The sequence below is a fragment of the Kitasatospora sp. NPDC015121 genome (assembly GCF_055562955.1).
Window position 1 is genome coordinate 394,112 of the sequence record NZ_JBVHEH010000004.1, and the last position, 26,677, is coordinate 420,788.

The 26,677-nt window shown below is 73.1% G+C and carries 22 protein-coding genes, 1 rRNA gene and 2 riboswitches; of the genes, 3 read left to right on the forward strand and 20 right to left on the reverse strand.

Going from position 1 to position 26,677, the window contains the following annotated elements; translation table 11 throughout:
* Window positions 1-188: 188 nt before the first annotated feature.
* From pheT to infC, 7 genes are all read right to left on the reverse strand, one after another.
* Complete coding sequence (gene pheT, locus ACZ3J7_RS07960) at window positions 189-2,699, reverse strand: phenylalanine--tRNA ligase subunit beta (protein ID WP_465617965.1); 2,511 nt, start codon at window positions 2,697-2,699, stop codon at window positions 189-191.
* Window positions 2,699-3,820: a phenylalanine--tRNA ligase subunit alpha gene (gene pheS, locus ACZ3J7_RS07965; protein ID WP_014134664.1), complete on the reverse strand. Its 1,122-nt coding sequence runs from the start codon at window positions 3,818-3,820 to the stop codon at window positions 2,699-2,701. Before pheS ends, pheT begins: the two co-directional genes overlap by 1 nt.
* A 127-nt stretch (window positions 3,821-3,947) precedes the next feature.
* The gene (locus ACZ3J7_RS07970; RefSeq protein ID WP_465617968.1) at window positions 3,948-5,036 is read right to left on the reverse strand and encodes a sensor histidine kinase; all 1,089 of its coding nucleotides are present in this window, start codon (window positions 5,034-5,036) and stop codon (window positions 3,948-3,950) included.
* Window positions 5,037-5,090: 54 nt separating this feature from the next.
* The gene (locus ACZ3J7_RS07975; protein WP_465617970.1) at window positions 5,091-5,951 is read right to left on the reverse strand and encodes a TrmH family RNA methyltransferase; all 861 of its coding nucleotides are present in this window, start codon (window positions 5,949-5,951) and stop codon (window positions 5,091-5,093) included.
* Between the two features lie 103 nt (window positions 5,952-6,054).
* Window positions 6,055-6,441, reverse strand: a complete 387-nt coding sequence (rplT, locus tag ACZ3J7_RS07980) for a 50S ribosomal protein L20 (RefSeq protein WP_465617972.1) — start codon at window positions 6,439-6,441, stop codon at window positions 6,055-6,057.
* Window positions 6,442-6,545: 104 nt separating this feature from the next.
* The gene (rpmI, locus tag ACZ3J7_RS07985) at window positions 6,546-6,740 is read right to left on the reverse strand and encodes a 50S ribosomal protein L35 (RefSeq protein ID WP_030268653.1); all 195 of its coding nucleotides are present in this window, start codon (window positions 6,738-6,740) and stop codon (window positions 6,546-6,548) included.
* 131 nt (window positions 6,741-6,871) lie between these two features.
* Window positions 6,872-7,594: a translation initiation factor IF-3 gene (gene infC, locus ACZ3J7_RS07990; RefSeq protein ID WP_465618034.1), complete on the reverse strand. Its 723-nt coding sequence runs from the start codon at window positions 7,592-7,594 to the stop codon at window positions 6,872-6,874.
* Window positions 7,595-8,056: 462 nt separating this feature from the next.
* Here infC and ACZ3J7_RS07995 point away from each other — a divergent pair, with 462 nt between their 5' ends.
* A complete protein-coding gene (locus ACZ3J7_RS07995; RefSeq protein WP_465617975.1) occupies window positions 8,057-8,431 on the forward strand; it encodes a DUF1844 domain-containing protein in 375 nt (124 codons plus the stop codon).
* Between the two features lie 537 nt (window positions 8,432-8,968).
* Here ACZ3J7_RS07995 and gcvP read toward each other — a convergent pair.
* Window positions 8,969-11,842, reverse strand: coding sequence for an aminomethyl-transferring glycine dehydrogenase (gene gcvP / locus ACZ3J7_RS08000; RefSeq protein ID WP_465617977.1), 2,874 nt, complete (start codon window positions 11,840-11,842; stop codon window positions 8,969-8,971).
* 88 nt (window positions 11,843-11,930) lie between these two features.
* Window positions 11,931-12,057: riboswitch (glycine riboswitch) on the reverse strand.
* Window position 12,058: 1 nt separating this feature from the next.
* A riboswitch (glycine riboswitch) is annotated at window positions 12,059-12,165 on the reverse strand.
* 188 nt (window positions 12,166-12,353) lie between these two features.
* Here gcvP and ACZ3J7_RS08005 point away from each other — a divergent pair.
* Both ACZ3J7_RS08005 and ACZ3J7_RS08010 read left to right on the forward strand, forming a co-directional pair.
* On the forward strand, window positions 12,354-13,487 hold the full coding sequence (locus ACZ3J7_RS08005; protein WP_465617979.1) for a PRC and DUF2382 domain-containing protein: 1,134 nt from the start codon (window positions 12,354-12,356) through the stop codon (window positions 13,485-13,487).
* Window positions 13,488-13,674: 187 nt separating this feature from the next.
* Entirely contained in the window at window positions 13,675-15,150 is a 1,476-nt protein-coding gene (locus tag ACZ3J7_RS08010; RefSeq protein WP_465617981.1) for an MFS transporter, read from the forward strand.
* Window positions 15,151-15,243: 93 nt separating this feature from the next.
* Here ACZ3J7_RS08010 and ACZ3J7_RS08015 read toward each other — a convergent pair whose 3' ends face one another.
* From ACZ3J7_RS08015 to rrf, 12 genes are all read right to left on the reverse strand, one after another.
* Entirely contained in the window at window positions 15,244-16,629 is a 1,386-nt protein-coding gene (locus ACZ3J7_RS08015) for a DNA polymerase IV (protein ID WP_465617983.1), read from the reverse strand.
* 35 nt (window positions 16,630-16,664) lie between these two features.
* Window positions 16,665-17,333, reverse strand: a complete 669-nt coding sequence (locus tag ACZ3J7_RS08020) for a SanA/YdcF family protein (RefSeq protein ID WP_465617985.1) — start codon at window positions 17,331-17,333, stop codon at window positions 16,665-16,667.
* Window positions 17,334-17,441: 108 nt separating this feature from the next.
* On the reverse strand, window positions 17,442-18,119 hold the full coding sequence (locus ACZ3J7_RS08025; RefSeq protein WP_465617987.1) for a MerR family transcriptional regulator: 678 nt from the start codon (window positions 18,117-18,119) through the stop codon (window positions 17,442-17,444).
* Window positions 18,120-18,406: 287 nt separating this feature from the next.
* The gene (locus ACZ3J7_RS08030; RefSeq protein ID WP_014134677.1) at window positions 18,407-18,880 is read right to left on the reverse strand and encodes a bifunctional nuclease family protein; all 474 of its coding nucleotides are present in this window, start codon (window positions 18,878-18,880) and stop codon (window positions 18,407-18,409) included.
* A gap of 95 nt (window positions 18,881-18,975) precedes the next feature.
* Window positions 18,976-19,719: a transcriptional regulator FtsR gene (ftsR, locus tag ACZ3J7_RS08035; RefSeq protein ID WP_465618036.1), complete on the reverse strand. Its 744-nt coding sequence runs from the start codon at window positions 19,717-19,719 to the stop codon at window positions 18,976-18,978.
* Between the two features lie 65 nt (window positions 19,720-19,784).
* Complete coding sequence (locus tag ACZ3J7_RS08040; RefSeq protein WP_465617989.1) at window positions 19,785-20,327, reverse strand: FHA domain-containing protein; 543 nt, start codon at window positions 20,325-20,327, stop codon at window positions 19,785-19,787.
* A 502-nt stretch (window positions 20,328-20,829) separates the two neighbouring features.
* A complete protein-coding gene (locus ACZ3J7_RS08045) occupies window positions 20,830-21,729 on the reverse strand; it encodes a DUF881 domain-containing protein (RefSeq protein WP_465617991.1) in 900 nt (299 codons plus the stop codon).
* Between the two features lie 9 nt (window positions 21,730-21,738).
* On the reverse strand, window positions 21,739-22,071 hold the full coding sequence (locus tag ACZ3J7_RS08050) for a small basic family protein (protein ID WP_014134681.1): 333 nt from the start codon (window positions 22,069-22,071) through the stop codon (window positions 21,739-21,741).
* A complete protein-coding gene (locus ACZ3J7_RS08055) occupies window positions 22,068-23,129 on the reverse strand; it encodes a DUF881 domain-containing protein (protein ID WP_465617994.1) in 1,062 nt (353 codons plus the stop codon). The genes ACZ3J7_RS08050 and ACZ3J7_RS08055 overlap by 4 nt, the downstream gene beginning before the upstream one ends.
* 126 nt (window positions 23,130-23,255) lie before the next feature.
* Window positions 23,256-25,751, reverse strand: coding sequence for a sugar phosphate nucleotidyltransferase (locus tag ACZ3J7_RS08060; RefSeq protein ID WP_465617996.1), 2,496 nt, complete (start codon window positions 25,749-25,751; stop codon window positions 23,256-23,258).
* 125 nt (window positions 25,752-25,876) lie between these two features.
* Window positions 25,877-26,488: a CDP-alcohol phosphatidyltransferase family protein gene (locus tag ACZ3J7_RS08065; RefSeq protein ID WP_465617998.1), complete on the reverse strand. Its 612-nt coding sequence runs from the start codon at window positions 26,486-26,488 to the stop codon at window positions 25,877-25,879.
* Window positions 26,489-26,589: 101 nt separating this feature from the next.
* Window positions 26,590-26,677, reverse strand: a 5S ribosomal RNA gene (gene rrf / locus ACZ3J7_RS08070); the annotation flags it as partial.

Genomic DNA, 26,677 nt, shown 5'->3' on the forward strand with positions numbered 1-26,677 from the left:
CACCGAGAACGTAGCACCTCCCGGCCCGACCGCACAAAACCCGGCCCCCGCAAGGCTTTCGGCCCCGTGGCGGCCCGGATCCTGCAGGTGCCGCCGGACACCACCCGCGTCCGACCCCGGGCACGGCGGAGCCCCGCCGCTCCCCCACCCGGGGGGTGCGACGGGGCTCCGTCACCGCCGACGGGCCGTCAGGCCCCGCGCAGCACCGCGCCGGTGCGCTCGTCGGCCACCGCGACGGCCGCCGCCCGGGCCGCCGACGCCTCGTCCGCCGTCAGCGTCCGGTCCGCGGCGCGGAAGCGCAGCGTGTACGCCAGCGACTTCTTGCCCGCGCCCGCCTGCTCGCCGGTGAACACGTCGAACAGCCGCAGCGACTCCAGCAGTTCGCCCGCGCCGTCGCGCAGCGCCGCCTCCACGTCCGCCGCGTGCACGCCCGCGTCGACGATCAGCGCCACGTCCTGGGTCGCCACCGGGTACGCGGACACCGGCGGGCCGGAGACCCGGCGGCCGTCCGCGAACAGCAGGTCCAGGTCGAGCTCCATCGCGCTGGTGCGCTCCGGCAGGTGCAGCGCCTTGACCACCCGCGGGTGCAGCTCGCCGGCGTGGCCGACGACCTCGTCGCCGACCAGCAGCTCGGCGCACCGGCCCGGGTGCCACGGCGCGTACTGCGCCTGCCGGACGGTCAGCTCGACGCCCGCGGCGGCGGCGACCACCCGGGCCGCCTCGACCGCGTCGGCCCAGCCGGACGGCGCGCCCTTGCCCCACCAGCCGGACGGCAGCCGCTCGCCGGTCAGCGCGACGGCGACCCGGCGCGGCTGGTCGGGGAGGGCGGCGTCCAGCTCGGCGAGCTGCTCCTCGGTCGGGCGGCGGTCCACCGGCAGCCTCGGCGCGACCTTCTGCTCGGCCTTGGGCAGGAACACCGTGCCGGTCTCGAAGATCGCCAGGTCGGTGTTGCCGCGCCCGACGTTGCGCCGCAGCGCGCCGAGCAGGCCCGGCAGCAGCGTGGTGCGCAGCGCCGGCTCGGCGTCGTTCAGCGGGTTGACCAGCTTGACGGTGCGCCGGCGCGGGTCGTCCGCGTCCAGCCCGAGGCCGTCGAACGCGGCCTCGCCGACGAACGGGTACGCATTGATCTCCACGTAGCCCGCGCCGGCCAGCGCCACGCCGACCCGCCGGTGGAAGCGCTGCGCCTCGGACAGGCCGCGCCCGGGCGGGGTGACCGGCATCCGGGCCGGGACGTTGTCGTAGCCCTCCAGCCGGATGACCTCCTCGGCGAGGTCGTACGGGTCGGTCAGGTCGGGCCGCCAGGACGGCGGGGTGACCTCCAGGACGTCGGTGCCGACGACCGAGCAGCCGACCTCCTGCAGGCGGCGGGTGACGGTCTCCCGGCCGTACTCGGCGCCGGCGACGCGGTCGGGCAGGTCGGCGTCGATCGGGATGGTGCGCACCGGGTGCGGGGCGGCGATGTCGGTGACGCCCGCCTCGGCGGTGCCGCCGGCGATCAGCACCAGCAGGTCGACGGCGCGCTGCGCGGCGGCCCGGGCGGCCTCCGGGTCGACGCCGCGCTCGAAGCGCTTGGACGCCTCGGAGGGCAGCTTGTGGCGCTTGGCGGCGCGGGCGATCGCGATCGGCTCGAAGTGCGCGGCCTCGACGATGATCTCGGTGGTTCCGGTGACGGCGCCGGTCTCGGCGTCGACGACCGGGTCGAGGATCTCGGTGGTGGCGCCGCCCATCACGCCGGCCAGGCCGATCGGGCCGGAGTTGTCGCAGATCAGCAGGTCCTCGGCGGACAGCACGCGCTTCACGCCGTCCAGCGTGGTGAGCTCCTCGCCCGCCACCGCCCGGCGGACCTGGATCGGCCCGTCCACCCGGTTGCGGTCGTAGGCGTGCAGCGGCTGGCCGACCTCCAGCATCACGTAGTTGGTGATGTCGACGGCCAGCGAGATCGGGCGGATCCCGGACTTCTGCAGGCGGCGCTGCAGCCAGATCGGCGACTTCGCGGCCGGGTCGACCCCGGTCACGGTGCGCGCCACGAACCGGTCGCAGCCGACCGGGTCGGCGACCTTCACCAGGTAGCCGTACGAGTTGGCGGGCGGCACGTCCAGCAGCGCCGGGTCGGCCAGCGGCAGGCCGTACGCGGCGGCGGCCTCGCGGGCCACGCCGCGCATCGACAGGCAGTAGCCGCGGTCGGGGGTGACCGCGATGTCGAGGACCTCGTCGACCAGCTGCAGCAGCTCGATCGCGTCGGTGCCGGCCTCGTACTCGGGCGGCAGCACGATGATGCCGTTGTGGTCGTCGCCCATGCCGAGCTCGCGGGCGGAGCAGATCATGCCGGCCGAGGTGTGGCCGTACGTCTGCCGGGCGGAGATCGGGAACGGGCCGGGCAGCACGCCGCCGGGCAGGATCACCACGACCTTGTCGCCGACCTCGAAGTTGGTGGCGCCGCAGACGATCTCCTGCGGCTCACCGGTGCCGTTGGCCGTGCCGACGTTCACGAAGCAGTGCCGGATCGGCTTCTTGAAGCCGGTCAGCACCTCGATGGAGAGCACCTCGCCGACCACCAGCGGGCCCTTGACGTCGGTGCCGAGCTGCTCGACGGTCTCCACCTCGAGACCCGCGCGGACCAGCCGGGCCGCGACGTCGCGGCCGGTCTCGCCCGCCGGCAGGTCGACGTACTCGCGCAGCCAGGAAAGCGGGACGCGCATCAGATCTCCATCCCGAACGGGAGGGTGAAGCGGACGTCACCCTCGACCATGTCGCGCATGTCGGCGACGTTGTGGCGGTTCATCAGGATCCGCTCCAGGCCCAGGCCGAACGCGAATCCGCTGTAGCGGCTCGGGTCGATGCCCGCGGCGACCAGCACCCGCGGGTTGACCACGCCGCAGCCGCCGAGCTCGATCCAGCCCTCCGAGGAGCAGGTCCGGCACGGGCGGTCGGGGTTGCCCACCGAGGCGCCGCGGCAGACGAAGCACTGCAGGTCGATCTCGGCGCTGGGCTCGGTGAACGGGAAGTACGAGGGGCGCCAGCGCAGTTCGAGGCCGCCGCCGATCAGCTTCTCCACCAGCACCTCGATGGTGCCCTTGAGGTGGCCGAAGGTGATGCCCTCGTCGACCGCGATCGCCTCGACCTGGCGGAACACCGGGGTGTGGGTGGCGTCCAGCTCGTCGGTGCGGTAGACCCGGCCGGGGCTGACCGCGTACAGCGGCGGCTCGCCGGCCAGCATCGCGCGGATCTGCACCGGGGAGGTCTGGGTGCGCAGCACCATGCCGGAGTCGGCGGTGCCGTCGGGCGCCTCGACGAAGAAGGTGTCCTGCATCGAGCGGGCCGGGTGGTCGGCGTGCAGGTTGAGGGCGTCGAAGTTCAGCCACTCCGCCTCGACCTCGGGGCCGGACGCCACCTGGTAGCCCATCGCGACGAAGGTGTCCTCGATGCGCTCGGCGAGCGTGGTCAGCGGGTGCCGGGCGCCGCGCGGCACGCGGCCGTACGGCAGGGTGACGTCCACCGCCTCCTCGACCAGCACCCGGGCGTCGCGCTCCGCCTCCAGCTCGACCTGGCGGGCGGCCAGCGCCTGGTTGACGGCGCCGCGGGCCTGGCCGATCAGCTTGCCCGCGGCGGCCTTGGCCTGCGGGGGCAGCGCGCCGATCTCGCGGTTGGCGAGCGACAGCGGGGAGCGGTCGCCGGTGTGCGCGACCTTCGCCTGCTTGAGCTCGTCGAGGTCGGCGGCGGCGGCGAAGGCGGCGAGCGCCTCGTCCCGGGCCTGTTCCACCACCTCGGGCTTGAGGGCCTCGACCTCGACCGGGTCGTACGACTTATTGGGTGCCGACATCTCTATCTTTCCCGTGCTCCTGCTCGTGATCAGGTCTGCTGCGTCGCCGGGCGTCCAAGAACGCCAAGGGTCGAGTGTAGTCGCAGGCCGCGACCGGCCACCGCGACGGACCGCGCCGGGCAGCGGGTCAGAGCATGAAGTCGGGGACGCCGCCGGGCAGCACGAACCGGAACCTGGCCCCGCCGCCGTCGGCCCGGCTGATCCGGATCACCCCGCCGTGCGCCTCCACGATGCCCTTCACGATGTACAGGCCCAGGCCGGTGCCGCCGCGCTTGGAGCCGCGCCAGAACCGGGTGAACACCCGCGGCATCGCCTCCTCCGGGATGCCCGCGCCCTGGTCGCTGACGGTCACCGAGGTGCCCTCGACCACCCGGGGCGGCGTGCCGGGCACCTCGACCAGCTCCTTGGCCGGGCCGACCTCGATGGTGACGGTGCCCTCGCCGTGCCGGACCGCGTTCTCCAGCAGGTTGGCCAGCACCTGGTCGAGCTTGTCCGGGTCGCCCCACTGCTCGGCGGGCGGCCCGTCCACCCGGATGTCGAAGCGCTCGGCGGGGATGCCCGCCGCGACCTTGCCGGCCACGTGCCGGTGCACCGCCGCCGCCAGGTCGACCCGCTGTCGGCGGATCTCCAGCCGGCCGGCGTCGATCCGGGAGATGTCGAGCAGTTCGGCGATCAGCCGCACCACCCGGTCGGCGTCGGCGTCGACGGTCTCCAGCATGACCCGCTTCTGGCCGTCGTTGAACCGCTCCCACTTGGCCAGCAGGGTCGCCGTGAAGCCCTTGACGCTGGTCAGCGGCGAGCGCAGCTCGTGCGCGACGGTGGCGATCAGCTCGGCGTGCGAGCGCTCGGTGCGCCGCCGCGCCTCGGTGCCGCGCAGCGTCACCACCACCTGCCGGACCGGTCCGCGCGGCGCGTCGCGCACGTACCGGGCGCAGACCAGCACCTCGCGGCCGTCCAGCAGCAGGTTCCGCTCGGGCTGCCCGGTGCGGGTCGCGAGCCCGCCGTACGGGTCGGTGAGCGGCCACCAGCGGCGGCCCTCCAGGTCCTCCAGCGGCAGCGCGAGCGCCAGCTCGACGCCGATCGCGCAGTGCGCGGAGCGACCGGTGATGCGTTCCGCGGCGCGGTTGAAGACCACCACCCGGCCCTGTCCGTCCGCGACCACCAGTCCGTCGGGCAGGTCGTCGGGTGCGACCGGTGCCCAGTTGACGCCGCCCATGGGTGTCCTCCCCCGCCCGCCCCCTCGCAGGCCCAGGAACCGACCCTAGCGCGCTCAGGCCTCGGCGCGACACCCGCGCGGGGAGCGCTGGGCGCGCGCGGAGGCGTACAGGCACACGGCGGCGGCCGTCGCGAGGTTCAGGCTCTCCGCGTGCCCGTGGATGGGCACCCGCACCACCTCGTCCGCCAGCGCGCGGGTCTCCTCCGGCAGGCCCCAGGCCTCGTTGCCGAACACCCAGGCGCACGGGCCCTCCAGCGTGCCCTCGTCCAGTTCCCGGTCGAGGTCGCGCTCCCCCGCTCCGTCCGCCGCGAGCACCCGCACCCCGGCCGCCCGCAGCCGGGCCACCGCCTCCTCGACCGGCACCCCGGTCGCCACCGGCAGGTGGAACAGGCTCCCGACGGACGCCCGCACCGCCTTCGGGTTGTACGGGTCCACCGAGGCGTCGGTCAGCACCACCGCGTCCGCCCCGGCCGCGTCCGCGGTGCGCAGCACGGTGCCGGCGTTCCCGGGGTCGCGCACGTGCGCGAGGACGGCGACCAGCTTGGGCCGGGCCGCCAGCACCTGCTCGAACGGGATGTCGATGAACCGGCAGAGCGCGACGATGCCCTGCGGGGTGACGGTGTCGCAGATGTCCGCGACGACCTCCTCGGTGGCGGTCAGCACCGGCCGCCCGGCCGCCCGCGCGGCGGCCACGATGTCGGCGTGCCGCCCGGCGGCCTCCGCCGTCACGTACACCTCGACCACGGCGTGCTCGCCGTCCGGCAGCCGCCCGAACGCCACCGCCTCCCGCACGGCCTGCGGGCCCTCGGCCAGGAAGCGCCGCTCCTTGCCGCGCTGGTTGCGCTTGGCGAGGCGGCGGGCGGCGACGACGCGCGGGGAGCGCAGGGAGGTCAGCAGGGGGGTCTCGGTGCTCATGCTCACGATCTTCGTCACGGACGGGCTGGGGCGCGATACGCGACGGACCCGCAGGCCGGGCGGCCTGCGGGTCCGGGGAACGCTCTCAGGGCGAGTGCCTGGATCAGGCGGCGACCTTGGGGGCGTTGACGTCCTCCGGGAGCGCCTTCCGGGCGACCTCGACCAGGGCCTGGAACGCCACGGAGTCGTTCACCGCGAGGTCGGCCAGCATCTTGCGGTCGATCTCGACGCCAGCGGCCTTGAGGCCCTGGACGAAGCGGTTGTAGGTGATGCCGTTGGCACGGGCAGCGGCGTTGATGCGCTGGATCCAGAGCTGGCGGAAGTCGCCCTTGCGCTTCTTGCGGTCGTTGAAGTTGTAGACGAGCGAGTGGGTGACCTGCTCCTTGGCCTTGCGGTACAGGCGCGAACGCTGACCGCGGTAGCCGGAGGCCCGCTCGAGGATGACCCGGCGCTTCTTGTGGGCGTTCACTGCCCGCTTGACGCGTGCCACTTCATTACTCCTTGGTTCCGGACCTCGGGTCGTGCCGGCGGTCCGTTATTCGATTCGGTCGGTAAGGATCAGCTGGTGCCCGCGACCGGGTCGCGGGCGGGCGATCACTTGCCGAGAAGCTTCTTGATCTTCTTCGCGTCGCCCGGGGCCATCTCGGCGTTGCCGGCCAGCTTGCGGGTCAGCGTCGAGGGCTTGTGCTCGAGCAGGTGGCGACGGCCGGCACGCTCGCGCAGCACCTTCCCGGAGCCAGTGATCTTGAAGCGCTTGCTGGCGCCGCTGTGCGTCTTCTGCTTCGGCATGTCGCCGTATCTCCTCGTCGGTCCGTTCCGGCCCGCGCCGTGCGGCGCGGGCCGGAACTGGATGGATCTCGTCTCCAGGGCGGGACGCCCCGGAACCGGGTGCCTCGGCAGCCCGGCTCCTGACCCGGGGGTCAGGCGTCCTGGGCGGCCTCGGCGGGCTGCTCGACCTCGGCAGCGGCGTCGTCGGCGACCTCGGCGGCGTCGTCGGCCTCGGCCTCGACGGCCTCGGTCTCCTCGACCTCCGCCACCTCGTCGTCGGCGTCGTCCGCGGCCGGTCCGCGACCGAGCCGCTCCGCCTTGCGGGCGTCAGCGGCGGCGCGGGCCTCGGCCATGGCCTCGGTCTTCTTCTTGTGCGGGCCGAGAACCATGATCATGTTTCGGCCGTCCTGCTTCGGAGCGGACTCCACGAAGCCCAGGTCCTGGACGTCGTCCGCGAGCCGCTGCAGCAGTCGGAAGCCCAGCTCGGGGCGGGACTGCTCACGACCGCGGAACATGATCGTGATCTTGACCTTGTCGCCCTGCTTGAGGAACCGAACGACGTGACCCTTCTTGGTGTCATAGTCGTGCGGGTCGATCTTCGGCCGGAGCTTCATCTCCTTGATGACCGTGTGCGCCTGGTTCTTGCGCGCCTCACGGGCCTTCATGGCGGACTCGTACTTGAACTTGCCGTAGTCCATGAGCTTGCACACCGGCGGGCGCGCCGTGGCGGCGACCTCGACCAGGTCCAGGTCGTACTCCTGGGCAAGCTCCAGCGCCTTCGCGAGCGGGACGATGCCGACCTGCTCGCCGCTGGGACCGACGAGTCGCACCTCGGGGACGCGAATCCGGTCGTTGATGCGGGGCTCGGTGCTGATGGGGCCTCCTCGGTTGCACCTTTTCCGATGCGGCCGTCGGGCGGCGGTCGCACGTAGTGGTTTCGACCACTGGGCGGGGCTTCATTCATGCTCCGCTGCCCCTCCGCCGGAGAGGTCACCGATCGCACGAAAAAAGCCCCGCACGGTACAGGCGGGGCTCCACACGTTCCGGGATGCCCTCGCGGGCACCGCTGCCGACGAACATTCCCGCACGGGCGCTCGTCGCGGACCGAACCTGCCGACCCTTCGGCCGATCAGGTGGGAGACTGTCGCGGTTGCCCTCTCGGGCCTCCTGAGTGGAGCCTCCACTTGCTGGCCGGGCACCCCGAAGGGTCTCCTGGCCGGTCAGTCTCGAATCATACCAGCGTTCTCCGCCCGACCGGTATTCCGGCCGCGCCCGGCCCGCCTTGTACGCTCCTTCCGTACCGCACCGCGCTTTCGCACCCCCCTCGGAGTGACACCTTGACCAGCCAGCCCGACCACGCGCACGAGTCCGACCAGGCCCTCGGCTTCGACGACCTGACCCGCGACATCGCCGAGGTCCCCGCCGTCGAGGTGATCACCACCGTCGCCGTGCACCTGATGAGCGCCGCCGCCGTCAAGTGCGGCCTGGCCGAGAACGGCGACGCCGACAAGGACCTCGACGAGGCCCGCAAGCTGATCACCGCCCTGGCCGGCCTGGTCACCGCCGGAGCCCCCGAGATCTCCAACTTCCACGCCGCCCCCCTCCGCGACGGCCTCCGCTCCCTCCAGCTCGCCTTCCGCGAGGCCTCCCTCGTCCCCGACGCCCCCGGCTCCGGCCCCGGCGAGAAGTTCACCGGCCCGGTCTACTCCTGACCCGCCCCACCCCCACCGAAGCCGCCCCCACCGGGCGGCTTCCGCATTCCCCCACTCCCCCAAAGCCCGGCGCCGGATGCCGGCGAGCATGCCGACCACCACCCTCCCCGCCCCATCAGGCAGGCCTCCCCTCCCCCTCCCCCTCCCCCTCCCCCCGAAGGCGCACCCCTTCCCCTCCAAAGGCGTCTCCCCCTCCCCGCCGAAGGCACCCTTTCCCCGGCGAAGCCGTCTCCCCACCTCACGAAGGCGCCCCCACCCTCCCGCGCCGGAGGCATGCCCCTTCCCCGCCGAAAGCGTGTCCCCCCGCCGAAGGCGCCCCCTCCTTTCCCCGCCGAAGGCGTGTCCCCTCGCCAAAGGCGTGCCCCTCCCCGCCGAAGGCGTCCCTCCCCGCCGAAGGCGCGTCCGTCCCCCCGCCGGAGGCGTGTCCCTCCGCGCCCCGTCAGGGGCGCGGGGAACTGCGCGCGGCGGCGGGCCGCACGCAGAAGCCGCCCGCCGGGGATCTCCCCCGACGGGCGGCCTCCGTCATCCGCTGCGCGCCTACGCGTCGTACTCGTCCAGCGGCGGGCACGAGCACACCAGGTTCCGGTCGCCGTACGCGCCGTCGATCCGGCGCACCGCCGGCCAGTACTTGTCCGCCGGGTTGACGCCCGCCGGGAAGACCGCCTCCTCGCGGGTGTACGGGTGGTCCCAGGCGCCGGCCAGCATGGCCGCGGTGTGCGGGGCGTTGCGCAGCGGGTTGTCGTCCGCCGCCCACTCGCCCGCGCCGACCTTCTCGATCTCGCCGCGGATCGCGATCATCGCCGCGCAGAAGCGGTCGATCTCGTGCAGGTCCTCGGACTCGGTCGGCTCGATCATCAGCGTCCCGGCGACCGGGAACGACATGGTCGGTGCGTGGAAGCCGTAGTCGATGAGCCGCTTGGCGATGTCGTCGACGCTGACGCCGGTCTCCTTGCTGAGCGGCCGCAGGTCGATGATGCACTCGTGCGCGACCAGCCCGCCGGGGCCGGTGTAGAGCACGGGGTAGTGCGGGGCGAGCCGCTTGGCGATGTAGTTGGCGTTGAGCACGGCCACCTGGGTGGCGCGCTTGAGGCCCTCGCCGCCCATCAGCCGGACGTACGACCAGGAGATCGGCAGGATCGCCGCCGAGCCCCAGGGGGCGGCCGAGATCGGGCCGACGCCGGTCGCGGGGCCGGCTTCGGCCTGCAGCGGGTGGTTGGGCAGGTACGGCGCGAGGTGCTCGCGGACCGCGACCGGGCCGACGCCGGGGCCGCCGCCGCCGTGCGGGATGCAGAAGGTCTTGTGCAGGTTGAGGTGCGAGACGTCCGCCCCGAACTTGCCGGGCTTGGCGAGGCCGACCAGCGCGTTGAGGTTGGCGCCGTCGACGTACACCTGGCCGCCGGCCTCGTGGACGAGCGCGCAGATCCGGGTGATCTCGGTCTCGAACACGCCGTGGGTGGACGGGTAGGTGACCATCAGGACGGCCAGCTGCTCGCCGTGCTGGGCGATCTTCGCCTTCAGGTCCTCGACGTCGACGTCGCCGTCGGCGAGGGTCTTCACCACGACGACCCGCATGCCGGCCATCGCCGCCGAGGCCGCGTTGGTGCCGTGCGCGGAGGACGGGATCAGGCAGACGTCGCGCTGGGTGTCGCCGTTGGCCCGGTGGTAGGCCCGGACGGCCAGCAGGCCGGCCAGTTCGCCCTGCGACCCGGCGTTCGGCTGGATCGACACGGCGTCGTACCCGGTCACCTCGACCAGCTGCTGCTCCAGCCCGCGGATCAGCGTCAGGTAGCCCTCGGCCTGGTCCACCGGCGCGAACGGGTGCAGCTGCCCGAACTCGGGCCAGGTGACCGGCTCCATCTCGGTGGTCGCGTTGAGCTTCATGGTGCAGGAGCCCAGCGGGATCATGCCGCGGTCGAGCGCGTAGTCGCGGTCGGAGAGCCGGCGCAGGTAGCGCAGCATGGCGGTCTCGGAGCGGTGGCTGTGGAAGACCGGGTGGGTGAGGTACTCGTCCTCGCGCAGCAGCGCGGCGGGCAGCGCGTCGGCGTCCTCGGCGATCTCGGCGCCCTCGACCCCGAACGCGGCGAACACGGCCGCCAGGTGCTCGCGGGTGGTGGTCTCGTCGCAGGAGACCGACACCCGGTCGCCGTCGACCCGGAACACGTTGACGCCGCCGGCCAGCGCCGCGGCGACGACCTCGTCGGCCCGGCCCGGGACGACCGCCGTCACGGTGTCGAAGAAGGCGTCGTGGGCGAGCTCGACGCCGCCCGCGCGCAGGCCCGAGGCGAGCGCGGCGGCGTAGCGGTGGGTGCGGCGGGCGATGTCGGCGAGGCCGTCGGGGCCGTGGTAGACGGCGTACATGGAGGCCATCACGGCGAGCAGCACCTGCGCGGTGCAGATGTTGGAGGTGGCCTTCTCGCGGCGGATGTGCTGCTCGCGGGTCTGCAGGGCGAGCCGGTAGGCGCGGTTGCCGTCGGCGTCGACGGAGACGCCGACCAGGCGGCCGGGCAGGTTGCGGGCGTACGCGGCGCGGACGGCCAGGTAGCCGGCGTGCGGGCCGCCGAAGCCCATCGGGACGCCGAAGCGCTGCGAGGTGCCGCAGGCGATGTCGGCGCCGAGCTCGCCGGGCGAGCGCAGCAGGGTGAGGGCGAGCAGGTCGGCGGCGACCGCGACGATCGCGCCGAGCTCGTGCGCCCGGTCGATGACGGGCTTGATCTCGCGCACCGCGCCGGACGCGCCGGGGTACTGGAGCAGCACGCCGAAGACGCCGCGCTCGGCGATCTCGTCGGGGATGCCGTTCGACAGGTCGGCGACGACGACCTCGACGCCGGTCGGTTCGGCGCGGGTCCGGATCACGGCGACGGTCTGCGGCAGGGTGTCGGCGTCGACCAGGAAGACGCCGCCCTTGACCTTGGTGACGCGCCGGGCCAGGGACATCGCCTCGGCGGCGGCGGTGCCCTCGTCGAGCAGCGAGGAACCGGAGGTGTCCAGGCCGGTCAGGTCGGCGACCGCGGTCTGGAAGTTGAGCAGCGCCTCCAGGCGGCCCTGCGAGATCTCCGGCTGGTACGGGGTGTAGGCGGTGTACCAGGCCGGGTTCTCCAGCACGTTGCGCAGGATGACCGGCGGGGTGAAGGTGCCGTAGTAGCCGAGGCCGATCATCGAGGTGAGGACCCGGTTGCGGCCGGCCAGCTCGCGCAGCTCGGCGAGCACCTGGGCCTCGCTGCGGCCGGCGGGCAGGCCGAGCGCGGTGAGGCTGCGGATGGCGTCGGGGACGGCGGCGTCGGACAGCTCGTCCAGGGAGGCGTAGCCGACCTGGGCCAGCATCTTCTGCTGGGCCTCGCTGTCGGGGCCGATGTGGCGGTGCTCGAAGGGGCTGGCCTGCTCAAGGTCGCTGAGCGTCGGCTGGGCGTTCATGGGGGTCGGGCCTCCTGGTCGCGGACCGGCGGTGGTGCGCACGCGGTCGGCGGCCGTGGGAGCGCCTGGGCGTACGAACCCGTCAGCCTCCCCCTCTGTCATCGGTACCTGAGAGCTTCGCACGTCCGGGCCCGGCCCGGACGGCTTGCACCGTCGGCGAGGGCGGGGAGCGGCCGGCTCCGGTGCCGACGGTCCTGCCCTGCTTTCCAGAGTGACCTGTCCCGTTCGGTACGGATGCCTGAGAGATTCCGGGGAGGGGTTGCTCCTTCGGCGTCCCGCGTCCCGCCTGTCCGGCGGGTTCGGGACTCTCCCGAGCGGGCTCGGCGGTCGCCTCCGAGGTTACCAGCGCGGGCCCTCCGGATCACCGGTGCGGCCCTGTGATCTGCCCCGGACGGCGGCTTCCGGAGTGCCGCCGTCCGTTACGTGCCGTTTGGTGTGGAGTGGCGGCCCCACACGCTCCTCCGGCCGCCTCCGAACACATCCCCGAGGAGCGGCAGGACTGGAGGACAGCGTGCAGACCGATATCGATCCGCGCGACCTGATCGGGCACAAGGCGGTCGACCGGAACGGTGACAAGATCGGCACGGTCGACGAGGTGTACCTGGACGACGCCACCGGCGAACCGGAGTGGGCGGCCGTCCGCACGGGGATCTTCGGCCGGGACGCCTTCGTCCCGCTGACCACCAGCGAGTTCGCGGGCGACGAGCTGCGCGTCCCGTACGACAAGTCGCTGATCAAGGAGTCCCCGGACTTCGGCGTGGGCCAGCACCTCTCGCCCGCCCAGGAGCTGCAGCTGTACCGCTACTACGGACTGGACGCGGGCGACGCCGGCTCGGGCCCGACCGACGAGCAGGCCGGGCCGGCGGCTCCGGCCGCCCCTGCGGCGAAGGCGGCGGCGGTCGGGACGGCCGCCAAGGAGCAGTCGCGCCAGGAGCCGTCGGCGGACCGCGACTTCGGCACCGTCGCCTCCACCCCGACCCCGGTCGCCTCCCCCGCCCCGGCCCCCCAGGCCCACGCGTCGGCCGCCCACGCCCCGGCTCCGGCGGCCGCCGCCGCGCCGACCGCCTTCGCGGCGGCCGAGGCCGAGCCCGCCCAGCGGCAGCGGTCCGCGCCGGCCGCCCACGCGGGGCCGGTGGAGCCGACCGCGCCGGTGGAGATCACCTGCCGCGAGGAGCGGATCGACATCACCACCGAGTGGCACGCGGTGGGCACCACCCGGCTGCGCAAGTACGTGACCACCGAGCAGGTGGAGCGCCGGGTGCCGGTGGTGCGCGAGCGGGTGCGGGTGGAGCGGATCCCGGTCTCGGAGGCGGAGCGGGCCTCGCTGAGCGAGCAGGAGATCGCCGAGGCGGTCGAGGAGGTCACGCTGCGCGAGGAGCGCCCGGTGGTGCGCAAGTACCTAGCGCCGATCGAGCGGGTGCGGCTGGTGGTGGAGCGGTACACCGAGGAGGAGGTGGTCCGCGAGGAGCTGCGCCGCGAGCAGGTGGAGGTGCACGACGCGGCCGCCGGCCCGGACGGCGAGGCGCCGCAGCAGCGCCAGCCGTGGAACGCGCAGCCGCAGTCGCCGACCGCGGCGAAGCCGCAGCCGTCCGCCGCCGCGAACGGCAGCGCCGAGCACGCCCGCCCGGAGCCGCTGCGCTCCTGAGCGACGGCGCGTCGCCCCCGGTCCCGGTCCGCCTTGGCGGGCCGGGACCGCCGCTTTGCCAAAGCTTCACCAATCGATATTTGACATAGTGAAGCATCTCCCGACATCGTTGCTTCAGCTCCTGCACCATCCCCTGCATGAAGCACCGCGTAGCAACCGTCTGAAGCAACCCGTCGGAGGAGTCCCCGTGCGTGAGGCACCCCAGCCCACCCCCACGGCCGCCAAGCCCACCAGTGCCCGGGTCCTGCCCGCGCTGATCCTGGCCATGCTGGCCTTCAGCGTGGTGCAGACCGCGGTCGTCCCGATCCTGCCGGGCCTGGCCCGCGAGCTGAACGTCTCGGGCTCCAACATCACCTGGCTGATGACCGCCAACCTGCTCTCCGCGGCGGTCCTCACCCCGCTGCTCGGCCGCTTCGGCGACCTGCGCGGACGCAAGCCCATGCTGCTGGTCTCGCTGGCCGGCCTGGTCCTCGGCTCGGCCCTCGCGGTGGGCACCCACTCCTTCACCTGGCTGGTGGTCGCCCGGGTGCTGCAGGGCGCGGGCGGCGGCGTGCTGCCGCTGGCGATCAGCATCGTCCGCGACGAGCTGCCCCGGCACAAGGTCACCGGCGGCGTCGCCGCGATCTCCGCCTCGATGGGCGTCGGCTCCGGCCTCGGCCTGGTCGCCACCGGCCTGCTGCTGGAGCACTGGAGCTACAAGTCGATCTTCTGGATGGGCCTGGTCTTCGGCCTGATCGCGGTCGCCCTGGTCGTCCTGCGGGTCCCCGCCGACCCGGTCGTCGACAAGGAGGGCGGCGCCGACCCGCTCGGCGCGCTCACCCTGGCCGGCTGGCTCTCCGCCCTGCTGATCGCCGTCAGCCAGGGCAACCACTGGGGCTGGACGTCCAACCGCACCCTCGGCCTGTTCGCCGTCGCCGCCGTGGTCGCCCTGGTCTGGGTCCTGGTCGAGTCCAAGGTCACCCACCCGCTGGTCGACCTGTCGATGATGGCCCGCCCCGCCGTCGCCTTCACCAACATCTCCGGCCTGCTGATCGGCTTCGGCATGTACGGCTCGTTCATGGTGATCAGCAACTTCGCGCAGACCCCGGAGAAGCTCGCCCACTACGGCTTCACCGCCACCGTCCTGCACGCCGGCGTCATGCTGCTGCCCTCCGCCCTCGGCTCGATGGTCGCCGCCCCGCTCGGCGCCCTGCTGATCGCCCGCCGCGGCCCCCGCCTCCCGCTGGTCCTCGGCGGCCTGCTCGGCGCCGTCTCGATGGCCTACCTGGCGCTGCGCCACGGCGCCGAGTTCGACCTCTACTTCTCCTCCGCGGTCTTCGGCCTCGGCGTCGGCCTCGCCTACGCCGCGATGCCCGCCTACATCAACGGCGCCGTCCCGGCCGAGCAGTCCGGCATCGCCAACGGCATGAACGCCGTCCTGCGCACCGTCGGCGGCGCGGTCGGCACCGCCGTGATGAGCGCGATCCTCACCGGCGACACCCTCAAGCTCCCGATCCCGGTCCAGCTCCCCACCGAGAACGCCTACCAGAGCGCCTTCTGGGTGGCCGGCGTGATGTGCCTGATCGCCGCCGCCGTCCCGTTCGCCATCCGCGCCGCCAAGTCCGCCCCCGCCCCGGCCCCCACCGAGCAGCCCGCCCCGGCCCTCACCAAGACCGACGCCTGACGGCGTCCCCCTCGCGTCCTGGACACACGCGAGCAGTGAACGGACCCCCGCGCCAAGGGCATCGGCGCGGGGGTCCGTCCCTTCTCCCCGCCCCTACCCCGCCGCCGCCCGCAGCGGCAGCGCGCCCGAGGCCTCCAGCTCCTCGTCCCCCACCGCGAACGTCCGCACCTTCCCCACCCCCGAGTACGGCGTCTCGAACCGCACCGTCACCCGCCCCACCCCGCTGCCCTGCACCCACCCGGGCCCGAACTCGCGGTGCGTCACGTCCTGCCCCGGCCACCACCGCCGCGCCGCCGGCTCGGCCGCCGCCGGCTCCGCGACCGCCGCCGTCTCCTCCTCCGGCACCGCGTCCTCCTCCCGGCCCTCCCGCTCCTCCCGCTCCAGCTGCGCGAACAGGTCCTCCTGCGTGAAGTCCGCGAGCTGCGCGACGCCGACGCCCAGCAGCCGCACCCCGCCCGTGACGTCGACCTGCGACGCCAGCCGGCGCGCCGTCGCCGTGATCACCTCCGCGTCGTCGGTCGGCCCGCGCAGCGTCTCGGAGCGGGTCAGCGTCGAGAAGTCGAAGCGGCGGACCTTCAGCACCACCGTCCGCCCGGAGCGCCCGGCCGCCCGCAGCCGGCGCACGCACCTCGCGGCGAGCAGCTCGATCTCACGCACGATGCGGTCCCGGTCGGCGAGGTCGACCTCGAAGGTGTCCTCCACCGACACCGACTTGGCGTCCCGGTCGGGCACCACCGGCCGCTCGTCCCAGCCCAGCGACATCTGGAACACGCCCGCGCCGTGCGCCTTCCCGAGCAGCGCGACCAGCTCCTCGTAGCCGGCCCCGGCCAGGTCCGCGACCGTGGTCAGCCCGGCGCGGCGCAGCGCCTGCTCGGTGGCGGGGCCGATCCCGGGCAGCGCCCGCACCGGCATCGGGGCGAGCAGCGCGCGCTCGGTGCCGGGTTCGATCAGCACCAGCCCGTCCGGCTTGGCCCGCTCGGAGGCGATCTTCGCCATCAGCTTGGAGCCGGCCGCGCCGACGGACGCGGTCAGCCCGGTGCGCTCGACGATGTCGGCCCGCAGGTCCTCGGCCAGCGCCAGCACCAGCTGCGCCGCTTCCGCGGGCGTGGTCGCGGCGGCCAGCGCGGGCCCGTACGGACCGGCCTCCAGGTCGACGAACGCCTCGTCCAGGCTGAGCGGTTCGACCAGCGGGGAGCGTTCCCGCAGCAGGCCCATGACGATCTCGCTGTTGGCCCGGTAGGCGTCGAACCGGCCGGTCAGGAACGCCGCGTTCGGGCACAGCCGGCGGGCCTGCGCCATCGGCATCGCCGAGTGCACGCCGAACCTCCGGGCCTCGTAGGAGGCGGTGGAGACCACGCCGCGCCCGCCGAGGCCGCCGACGATGACGGGCTTCCCGCGCAGGCTCGGCTTGGACGCCTGCTCCACCGCGGCGAAGAAGGCGTCCATGTCGAGGTGGATGATGCTCGGCACGGTCCGCACCGCCCGATCATCCCCCGCCGCACCGACAATCCGGCCTACCCGGCCGGGGCCGCGTCCGCGAGCGCCCGCACCACCCCGTCCTCGTGCGGCCCGAGGAAGGTCGGGTCCGGCCGCAGCAGCACGTCGGCCGCCGCCTTCACCGCCCCGGCCGTCTCCCGCAGCCCGCCGTACCTCCAGGTGGTGTCGTGCCACTCCTCCACCCCGACGGCGTACGCGTCGATCCCGGCGGCCTCGCACAGCGCCAGCGCCCGCCGGACGTGGAAGGTCTGGCTGACCAGCACCGCCCGGTCCACGCCGAAGACCCGGTGCGCCCGGCTGCACGAGTCCCAGGTGTCGAAGCCCGCGTAGTCGCCGACCACCCGCACCGCGGGCACCCCGCGCTCGATCAGGTAGCCGCGCATCGCGTCGGTCTCGTCGTACTGCACGGTGCCGTTGTCGCCGGTGACCAGGATCGCCCGCACCTTGTGCGCCCGGTACAGCTCCAGTGCCGCGTCCAGCCGGTGCGCCAGGTACGGCGAGGGCTCGCCCTCCACCAGCCCGGCGCCGAACACCACCGCGACCGGCGCCTCGGGCGCGCTCGCCACCGTGCCGACCTTCGCGGACTGGGTCAGGTACAGCCACGCATTCGGCGCCAGCCCGAGGACGGAGCACAGCAGCACCGCCTGGAACCACCGGCGCTGCCGCCGCCGGCCCACCGGCCGCACCGCCCGCCACCCGCTCCGGGCCCGCCGCCCCGCCCGCCTCAAGATCGTCGACACACCGTCCAGGACGACCCGGACGCGCCCGCCGGTTCCCCGGCCCCCGCCGCGCCCTCAGACCGCGCGGTTGCGCCGCTGCGCCAGCTCGTCGCCCGGGTCGTCGCCGACCAGCGTCTCGCCGGTGTCGGTGCGCTCGCCGTGCAGCCGCCCCAGGGTGGTCTCCAGCTCCTGCCAGACCGCGCCGACCGCGATGCCGAACACGCCCTGGCCGCCGTTCAGCAGGTCGACCACCTGCTGCGGCGAGGTGCACTCGTAGACCGTCGCGCCGTCGCACATCAGGGTCAGCCCGGTCAGCCCGCCCTGGTCGGCGGACTGCAGGTGGGTGACGGCCACCCGGATGTTCTGCAGCGACACGCCCGCGTCCAGCAGCCGCTTGACGATTTTCAGCAGCAGAATGTCCCGGAAGCTGTACAGCCGCTGCGCGCCCGCCGGGTACGCGGAGCGCACCGAGGGCTCCAGCAGGCCGGTGCGCGCCCAGTAGTCGAGCTGCCGGTAGGTGATGCCGGCCGCGGCGCAGGCCGTCGGGCCGCGGTAGCCGACCAGCGCGGACGTCGGGGCCAGCCGCTCGATCGCGGGCTGCCCGGGCTGGACGGCCGGGAAGCGGCCGAGCCGGGGCAGTTCCTCCGCCTCGGGTTCGGGCCGCCAGGGCCGCCCGATCAGAGCCCGGCCGGCGCGCGGCAGGTGCACCGCGCACAGCGCTCCGGAACGCGTCTCGTCGCCGGTGCCGCTCATCGCCAACCTCCGTCCATTCCGCCCCAGGCCCCACGGGACCCGCAGGAGCCCTGACGGGCCCCGGGCTGCGGGTGGCCCGTCCGGCGGGCCATCACCTGACGGTAGGCAGTCGCCCGAGCACCGTCAACGATCGCCACGCCGGGGGCTTCCACAAACTTCACCCCAAAGAGTGGTTATTCGTGCCCCATGCGCGGGTAGCGGAACGACTTTTCAGCAACCCCGAGTTGCGACCCACCACCACCCGGGCTAGCGGCGGACCGCCGGTCGGCGGCGCCGCGCGGCCCGGCCTACTGCGGGCCGCCCCCGAAGTCCTCCGGCGAGACCTGGTCCAGGAACTCGCGGAACTTCTCCACCTCGTCCTCCTGCTCGTCCGGGATCGAGATGCCGGCCTCCGCCAGCACCTCCTCGCTCCCGTAGATCGGCGTACCGGTGCGCAGCGCCAGCGCTATCGCGTCCGAGGGGCGCGCGCTCACCTCGACACCACCGGCGAAGACCAGTTCGGCGTAGAACACCCCGTCCCGCAGGTCGTTGATCCGCACCTCGGTCAGCTGGTGACCGAGCGCGCCCAGCACGTCCTTGAACAGGTCGTGCGTCAACGGCCGCACCGGGGTCATGCCCTGCTGGGCGAAGGCGATCGCGGTGGCCTCCCCCGGCCCGATCCAGATCGGCAGGTAGCGGTCCCCGCCGACCTCGCGCAGCAGCACGATCGGCTGGTTGGAGGGCATTTCCACCCGGACACCCACGACGTCGAGCTCATTCACACCAGCAACCCTAGGGCGCGCGCCCCCGATAGGAAAGCGCAGCAGGCAGCGGCCGTCCCGATCGGGACCGCCGCCGCCCGCCCGCCACCGGCCGTTCAGCCCCTGGACCGCAGTCCCGCCTGCACCATCGCCGCGTGCAGCCGCACCGACAGGGTGGCCAGTTCCCGCGCCGTCGCCTCGGCGTGCGCCCGGGTCTGCGGGTTGCGGTGGCGCCGCAGCGGCGCCACCACCTGCTCCACCAGCGCCACCTCGCGCTCGGCCGCCGCCTTCATCGCCCGCAGGTGCCGCGGCTCCAGGCCGAACCGGCCCAGCTCCGCCACCAGCCGGGCGATCTGCAGCGCGTCCCCGTCGTAGCCGCCGTCCGGGCCCGGCTGCACCAGCCCGTACGCCTCCCACTCGACCAGCTCGCGCTCCTGCGCCTCGGCCGCCGCGATCAGCTCGGCCCGGCCCAGCCGCACCCCGCCCGGCCCGGCGGCCGCGGCCGCCAGCTCGCGGTCCGCCTCCTCCAGCGGCCCCGGCCGGGCCTCCGCGCCGGGCAGCGCGGGCGGCTGCTCGCCGCGCTCGATCGCGTCCAGGTGCTCGCGGATCACCCGCAGCGGCAGGTAGTGGTCGCGCTGCATCCGCAGCACGTACGCCAGGCGCTCCACGTCCGCCGACGAGAACTTCCGGTAGCCGGACGGGGTGCGCTGCGGCTCGACCAGGCCCTCCGCCTCCAGGAAGCGGATCTTGGAGATCGTCACCTCCGGGAAGTCGTCCCGCAGGAAGGCCAGCACCGCGCCGATCGACAGCAGCTCGTCGCCCCGCCGGCGCGCCTCGCCCGTGCGGCGGGAGGCCGGCACGGGCGAGGCCCCGAGGGACGGGGTGGAAATCTGTGGGGTCACTCGGGCTCCCAACGGAGAAGTGGTCAGTACCCCCGGTGGTGGCTGGCGAAGAACACCAGCCGGTACTTCCCGATCTGCACCTCGTCGCCGTTGCTGAGCAGCACCTCGTCGATCCGCTCCCGGTTCACGTAGGTGCCGTTCAGGCTGCCCACGTCGGCGACCGAGAAGCCGCCGTCGTGCTGCCGACGGAACTCCACGTGCCGACGCGACACCGTCACGTCGTCCAGGAAGATGTCACCCTGCGGGTGCCGCCCCGCCGTGGTCACGTCCGAGTCCAGCAGGAACCGGCTGCCCGAGTTCGGGCCGCGCTGCACGATCAGCAGCGCCGAGCCCGGCGGCAGCGCGTCGATCGCCGCCATCACCTCGGCCGACAGCGCCGGCGTGGCGCCCGTCGAGGTCGCCGTCGGGTCGTACGACTCGATGCCGGAGATCGAGATGGTCGAGGTGGTCTCGGCCGCCCCCTCCGGGAACCCGCCGCCACGCAGCTGAGTGCCGCAGTTCGAGCAGAACCGGGCCTGCGCCGGGTTCCGGTTGCCGCACCGCGGGCACGGGCTGGTGCCAGCCATGTTCACAGCCTCCTGGCGCGGCACACCCGACTGGACGTGCCCGGCATAGGGGTCCGGGACAAACCCTCCACCGGAGGTTGAGGGTCCTGACGCGAAACCTATGCGCGGCCCGCCCGACGAATCAACCGACGCGCCGTACGCCGTGTCGAACTGCCCGGTCGGGACGCCCGCGCCCTGGGTCACGTCGTCCCGGTACATCGGCCGCTGCCCCTCCGGCGCCGGACGCATCGGGGGCACCCCGGCCTCCTCCTGCCGGTAGCGCGCGGTGGGCGCCTCCTCGGCCTTCTTGTTCCGGCCGAACAGCTTCGAGAAAAAACTCACGGGCGAATCCCCTTGCGTGTGACAGAACCGCCCGCGGGGCAGGGTTCAAGGCTCGGTGTGGCGGTGGGCCCGGCATCGGACCGGGGACTGACGAACGGTAAGACCCAGTGTCGCCGACCCGCTGCGGAAACCCACCACCGGGGGCCGCCCGCAGCTGACGAACCGTACGGAGCGCGCCCCGTCACTTCGCCGCCGGCTTGCCGTACTGCAACGGCTTCGGCGTGGCCAACGCGTCCACCAGCACCTTCTGCTGCTGGACGATGGTCGCCCTCGCCTGATGGTTCTCCAGGCTGCGCACCACGCCACCGGGGATGTTCAGCGCCGGAGTCAGGTCCTGCGGGTTGCCCACCACGGTGAAGCGGAACGGCTGCGAGACGCTCTTGCCGTCGATCTGCACGCCGCCGCCCGACGAGTTGTCGGTGAAGTACGTACCGGCCACCACGCGCACGTCGTTGATCTGAATCGCCTCCGCCCCCGCCGCTCGGAGTTCCTGCAGGGTGTCCAGCAGCATATCCGCCTTCACCTGCCCTTGGGGATCATCGATCGTCAGCACGATCCCCGGGCCGGTCGCCTTCTCCGTCCCCGCCAGCACGCCCAGCTCGGCCGCCTTCCTCCGGGTCTGCTCCTGGGCCTCCTTGGCCTGGTTGGACGAGTTCTCCAACTGCGCCAGGGACTGCTCCAGCTGGGTCTTCTCCGACTGGAGACGCTGCTGCTTGCCGTCCAGTTCGTCCAGGATCCGCACCAGGTCCTCCTGGCGGGCCCCGCGCAGCTCGCTGTGGTCGTTGGTCGAGCGCACCTGGATCGCCAGCGCCAGGCCCAGCGCGAACAGCAGCAGCGCCACCACCAGCTGCCCCCGCGACACCCGCGGCGGCCACAGCGCCGCCAGCAGCCGCGTCCGCCCGTCCGACGGCAGCGCCACCGGCTCCCGCGACGCCGCCGCGGCCGGCTTCTCCCCGGCCGGCTCCCCGGCCACCGCCTCCGGCGGGTCCACCGGGGCCTCCGGCTCCGGCGCCGACTCCGGCACCTCCGCCGTCCCGTCCGGCTCCGCGTCCCGCTCCCGCGGTTCCCGCTCCTCGCTCACAGCAGCCCCCTACGCCCTGAACACGTGCCGGCGGATCGCCGCCGCGTTCGAGAAGATCCGGATCCCCAGCACCACCACCACGCCGGTGGACAGCTGCGACCCCACGCCCAGCTGGTCGCCCAGGAACACGATCAGCGCCGCCACCACGACGTTCGACAGGAACGACACCACGAAGACCTTGTCGTCGAAGATCCCGTCCAGCATCGCCCGCACGCCGCCGAACACCGCGTCCAGCGCCGCCACCACCGCGATCGGCAGGTACGGCACCACCGCGTTCGGCACCTCCGGCTGCACGAAAACGCCGACGACCACGCCGATCAGCAGACCCAGTACGGCAATCACGGTGTAGCAGCTCCTGTTCCAGTGGGAGTGGACTTCGCGGACGACCGCGCGGACTTCGACGGCACCCCGGCCCTCGCCGTCCCCGAGGCCGTCCCCGACGGCGACGGACTCGGACTCGCGCTCGGACCCGCGGTCGCGCCCGGGGACGGACTCGCCCCCGGCTCGGCGGACGCCTCCGGCCCGGCCACCCGGAGCGTCACGCCCAGCGCGGCCGGCAGCGTCAGCGACTTCTGCGTCGAGACCGTCGAGCGGATCCCGTAGCTGTCCTGGATGATCTTCAGGTAGCGGCCGCCCTGGTTGTCCTGGAAGGCCTGCGCCAGCCGGGGCCCGTCCCCGATCGCCAGCACCGTGTACGGCGGCACCAGCGGCCGGTTGTCCACCAGGATCGCGTCACCGGCCGCCCGGATCGCCGACAGCGCGGTCAGCCGCTGCCCGTTCACCGAGACCGCCTCGGCGCCGGCCAGCCACAGGCCGTTCACCGCGTACTGCAGGTCGTGGTCCTTGACCCGCCCGTTCTTGCCGTACGAGGTGGTGTTGCGCGGATCGCTCACGTTGCCGCCCGAACCGCTGCCGGACGCGTCGTCGATCACCAGCTTGACACCGGGACCGGTGATCTCCCCCGTCCCGGTCTGCGCCGCCAGCCGCGCCGCCACGTCGTCGTCGCCGGTCTGCAGCGCCGCGTCCTGGGCCCGCTCGACCTTGTCGCGGTCCTCCTCGACCTGCCGCTGCAGCTCGTCGGCCGCCGCGTTGGCGTCGTTGACCCGGGTGACCAGGGCGTCCCGCTCCTGCGCCAGGACGGGCGCCGCGGCGTGCGTGTTCACCGCTCCGACCGTCACCACGACCGCGGCCAGCGCCAGCCCCAGGGCCAGCACCAGCCGCCCCCTGGCCGTCGTCGGCAGCCGCGAGCTGCCCTCCGCCCCGCGCGCCCGGGCCGCCTCCGCGTACCCGTCGTCGAGCGAGTGCTCCATGACGGTGGTCAGCAGGGACATCGAGGCGTCCGGGCGGCGGAAGCGCCCCTCCGGGTCACTCGGCGTCGGCGTTGCTGGCATGCCGGACATCGTTTCACGACCACGCGGTGCCCCACGACCAGCTCCCGGCCCCGCAGGACGCTTTCGGCACAGGATCGTGACAAACCCGGGTGGGGGCGGGCCCGCCGGGCCCGCCCCCACCACGTCTCCTCCGCGTTACCTCCCGGCGCCGTCCACGACCGCGGCCCACTCGTCCAGCAGCCGTCCGGTCGCCTCGTCGTCCGGGCCCTCGGCCCACAGGTGCGTGACGGCCTCCGCCGGGTCCGGCAGGACCAGCGTCCAGCGGCCGTCCGGCTCGACCACCCGCACGCCATCCGTGGTGTCCAGCTTCCGGTTGCCGGCCGCCTCCACCACCGAGCGCATCACCATGCCCTTGGCGGCCCACGGCGTCGCGATGTCCCGCTTCTGGATGTGCGCCTGCGGGATCCGCGCGTCGATCTGGCTCAGCGTGAGCTGCGTCCGCGCCACCAGGCCGACCAGCCGCACGAACGCGGCCGCGCCGTCCAGCACCCCGGAGAACTCGGGCACCACGAAGCCGCCGCGCCCGTCCCCGCCGAAGACCGTGCCGTCCGCCGCCGCGGCCTTCGCCAGGTCGTCCGGCGAGGTCGTGGTCCAGATCACCTGGGTGCCGTGGTACGCGGCCACCTGCTCGGCGATCCGGGTGGTCGTCACCGGCAGCGCCACCTGCCCGGAGCGGCGCTCGGCCGCCACCAGGTCGAGCAGCACCAGCAGCGCCCGGTCGTCCTGGATCACCCGACCGAGCTCGTCCACGAAGGACACCCGCTCACCCACCGGGTCGAACCGCACGCCGAACGCGGCCTGCGAGGACGCCACCAGCTCGCCCAGCCTGGCCAGCGCCGCCCGCCGCTCGTCCGCGCCCTCGGTCGGCCGCGACTCGTCCAGACCGCCGGCCACCGTCAGCGCCTCGACCCCGAGCCGCCCCAGGATGCTCGGCAGCACCAGACCCGCGCTGCCGTGCGCCGCGTCCACCACGACCTTCAGCCCGGCCTCCCGCACCCCGGAGGTGTCCACCGCCCGCAACAGGTTCGTCGCGTACGAGTCGAACACGCTCGCCGGGTGCAGCAGGTCGCCGATCTCGCCCGGGAACGCCCGCCGGAACTCCTGCCGCGAGTACACCCGGTCCAGCTTCCGCTGCCCGGCCTGCGACAGGTCCGCCCCGCGCTCGTCGAAGAACAGGATGTCCAGCGAGTCCGGGACCCCCGGCGTGGTCCGCAGGAAGATCCCGCCCGCACTCCCCCGCGCCGTCGCCTGCCGGGCCACCGGCATCGGCACGTTCTCCAGGTCGCGGACGTCGATCGCACTGGTCTGCAGCGCCGAGATCATCGCCCGCTTCAACGCCCGCGCACCACGCGAGTGGTCACGCGCGATGGTGACCGTCGCACCCTTCTTCAACGTGGTCGCGTACGCCCCCGCCAGCCGCACGGCCAGCTCCGGCGTGATCTCCACGTTCAGGATGCCCGACACGCCGCGCACCCCGAACAGGTGCTCCTGGCCGCGGGACTCCCAGATCACCGAGGTGTTGACGAACGCGCCGGCCTCGATCGTCTTGAACGGGTACACCCGGACGTTGCCCGCGATGATCGACTCCTCGCCGATCAGGCACTCGTCCCCGATCACCGCGCCCTCGTCGATCCGCGCGGCCCGCATCACGTCGGTGTTCTTGCCGACCACGCACCCGCGGAGGTTGCTCTGCGCCCCCACGTACACGTTGTCGTGCACCACGGCCTTGTGCAGGAAGGCCCCGCTCTTCACGACGACGTTCGACCCCAGCACGGTGTGCTCGCGCAGCTCCACGCCGGCCTCGACCTTGGCGTAGTCACCGATGTACAGCGGCCCCCGCAGCACTGCCTCCGGGTCCACCTCCGCACCCTCGGCCACCCACACGCCCGGCGAGATCTCGAACCCGTCCAGTTCGACCTGAACCTTGCCCTCCAGGACGTCCGCCTGGGCCTTCAGGTAGCTCTCGTGCGTGCCCACGTCCTCCCAGTAGCCCTCGGCGACGTAGCCGAAGACCGGCTTGCCCTCCTTGAGCAGCTGCGGGAACACGTCGCTCGACCAGTCGACCGACTCGCCGGCCGCCACGTAGTCGAAGACCTCCGGCTCCATCACGTAGATGCCGGTGTTCACGGTGTCCGAGAACACCTGTCCCCAGGTCGGCTTCTCCAGGAAGCGCTCGACCTTCCCCTCCTCGTCCGTGATGGTGATACCGAATTCCAGTGGGTTCGGCACCCGGGTCAGGCACACCGTCACCAGTGCGCCCTTCTCCCGGTGAAAGGCAATCAGGTCGGAAAGGTCGAAGTCCGTGAGCGCGTCACCGGAGATGACCAGAAACGAATCGTCCCGCAGCGCGTCCTCGGCGTTCTTCACGCTGCCGGCCGTGCCCAGCGGTGTTTCCTCATTGGCGTAGGTGAGGTGCATGCCCAGTTCTTCACCGTCACCGAAGTAGTTCTTGACCAACGAGGCCAGGAACTGCACGGTCACCACGGTGTCGTTGAGGCCGTGCCGCCTCAGCAGCCGCAGCACGTGCTCCATGATCGGCCTATTGGCCACCGGCAGCAGCGGCTTGGGCATGCTGGAAGTCATCGGGCGGAGTCGAGTGCCCTCCCCGCCCGCCATCACAACGGCTTTCATTACGGGTGCGTCCTCCTTCGCGGTGGTGAACCCCTGCGGGTCCATCAAACCGGTCCGACGCATGTCTACCCGGAAGAAAACGTCCGACTCACCGTGGAGGCCGTGTAAAACATCTCATGCCGATCTCAAACGGCAGCCGAACGCTCCACCTGGAGGATCTGTCGGGCCTGCACCGCGTACAGGGCGCCGGCCCACCAGTACAGCGTCGTCCCCCACCAGATGAACGCCCAACTCACCACTCCCGCAACCTGGTGCACCCACCCCTCGCCCACCCCCAGCAGCAGGAGCGGAAACGCGTACATCAGGTTGAACGTCGCCGCCTTGCCCAGGAAACTCACGTTCAACGGCCCGTAACCCGCCCGGTTGAGCCGCAGCAGCACCACCCCGACGAACGCCTCCCGCGCCACCAACAACGCCGTCAGCCACCACGGCAGGATCTCCCGCCAGGTCAGCCCCACCAGGGTGGAAACGATGTACAAGCGGTCCGCGGCCGGGTCCAACAACTGCCCCAGCCGGCTGATCTGCCCCCACCGCCGGGCCAACTTCCCGTCCAGGTAGTCACTGACCCCGCTCAACATCAGGACGACGATCGCCCACCCGTCGTTCTTCGGCCCACCGAAGACCGGCCACAGCACCAACCACAGGAAGATCGGCACGCCCACCAGCCGAGCCATGCTCAGCAGATTGGGGATCGTGAGGACCCGGTCGGTCTGAACGCGCGTCTCCTGGACCTCCACGGTGCGGAGCCTCCTGTACTAACCACCGACGACTGTGCGGGACTGACCCTACAACAAGAAAGCCCCCTGACATCCCGTCAGGGGGCTTTCTCTGAAAGATTGTTCGGCGGCGTCCTACTCTCCCACAGGGTCCCCCCTGCAGTACCATCGGCGCTGTGAGGCTTAGCTTCCGGGTTCGGAATGTAACCG

Bases quoted from the DNA above. Each gene is read 5' to 3' on its own strand.
- pheT (WP_465617965.1), bottom strand. From the start codon at position 2,699: ATGCGCGTCCCGCTTTCCTGGCTGCGCGAGTACGTCGACCTGCCGGCG.
- ACZ3J7_RS08060 (WP_465617996.1), bottom strand. From the start codon at position 25,751: ATGAAAGCCGTTGTGATGGCGGGCGGGGAGGGCACTCGACTCCGCCCG.
- ACZ3J7_RS07970 (WP_465617968.1), bottom strand. From the start codon at position 5,036: ATGGGCGGCGTCAACTGGGCACCGGTCGCACCCGACGACCTGCCCGAC.
- ACZ3J7_RS07975 (WP_465617970.1), bottom strand. From the start codon at position 5,951: ATGAGCACCGAGACCCCCCTGCTGACCTCCCTGCGCTCCCCGCGCGTC.
- pheS (WP_014134664.1), bottom strand. From the start codon at position 3,820: ATGTCGGCACCCAATAAGTCGTACGACCCGGTCGAGGTCGAGGCCCTC.
- ACZ3J7_RS08040 (WP_465617989.1), bottom strand. From the start codon at position 20,327: ATGGCTGGCACCAGCCCGTGCCCGCGGTGCGGCAACCGGAACCCGGCG.
- ACZ3J7_RS08055 (WP_465617994.1), bottom strand. From the start codon at position 23,129: ATGTCCGGCATGCCAGCAACGCCGACGCCGAGTGACCCGGAGGGGCGC.
- rpmI (WP_030268653.1), bottom strand. From the start codon at position 6,740: ATGCCGAAGCAGAAGACGCACAGCGGCGCCAGCAAGCGCTTCAAGATC.
- ACZ3J7_RS08025 (WP_465617987.1), bottom strand. From the start codon at position 18,119: ATGAGCGGCACCGGCGACGAGACGCGTTCCGGAGCGCTGTGCGCGGTG.
- gcvP (WP_465617977.1), bottom strand. From the start codon at position 11,842: ATGAACGCCCAGCCGACGCTCAGCGACCTTGAGCAGGCCAGCCCCTTC.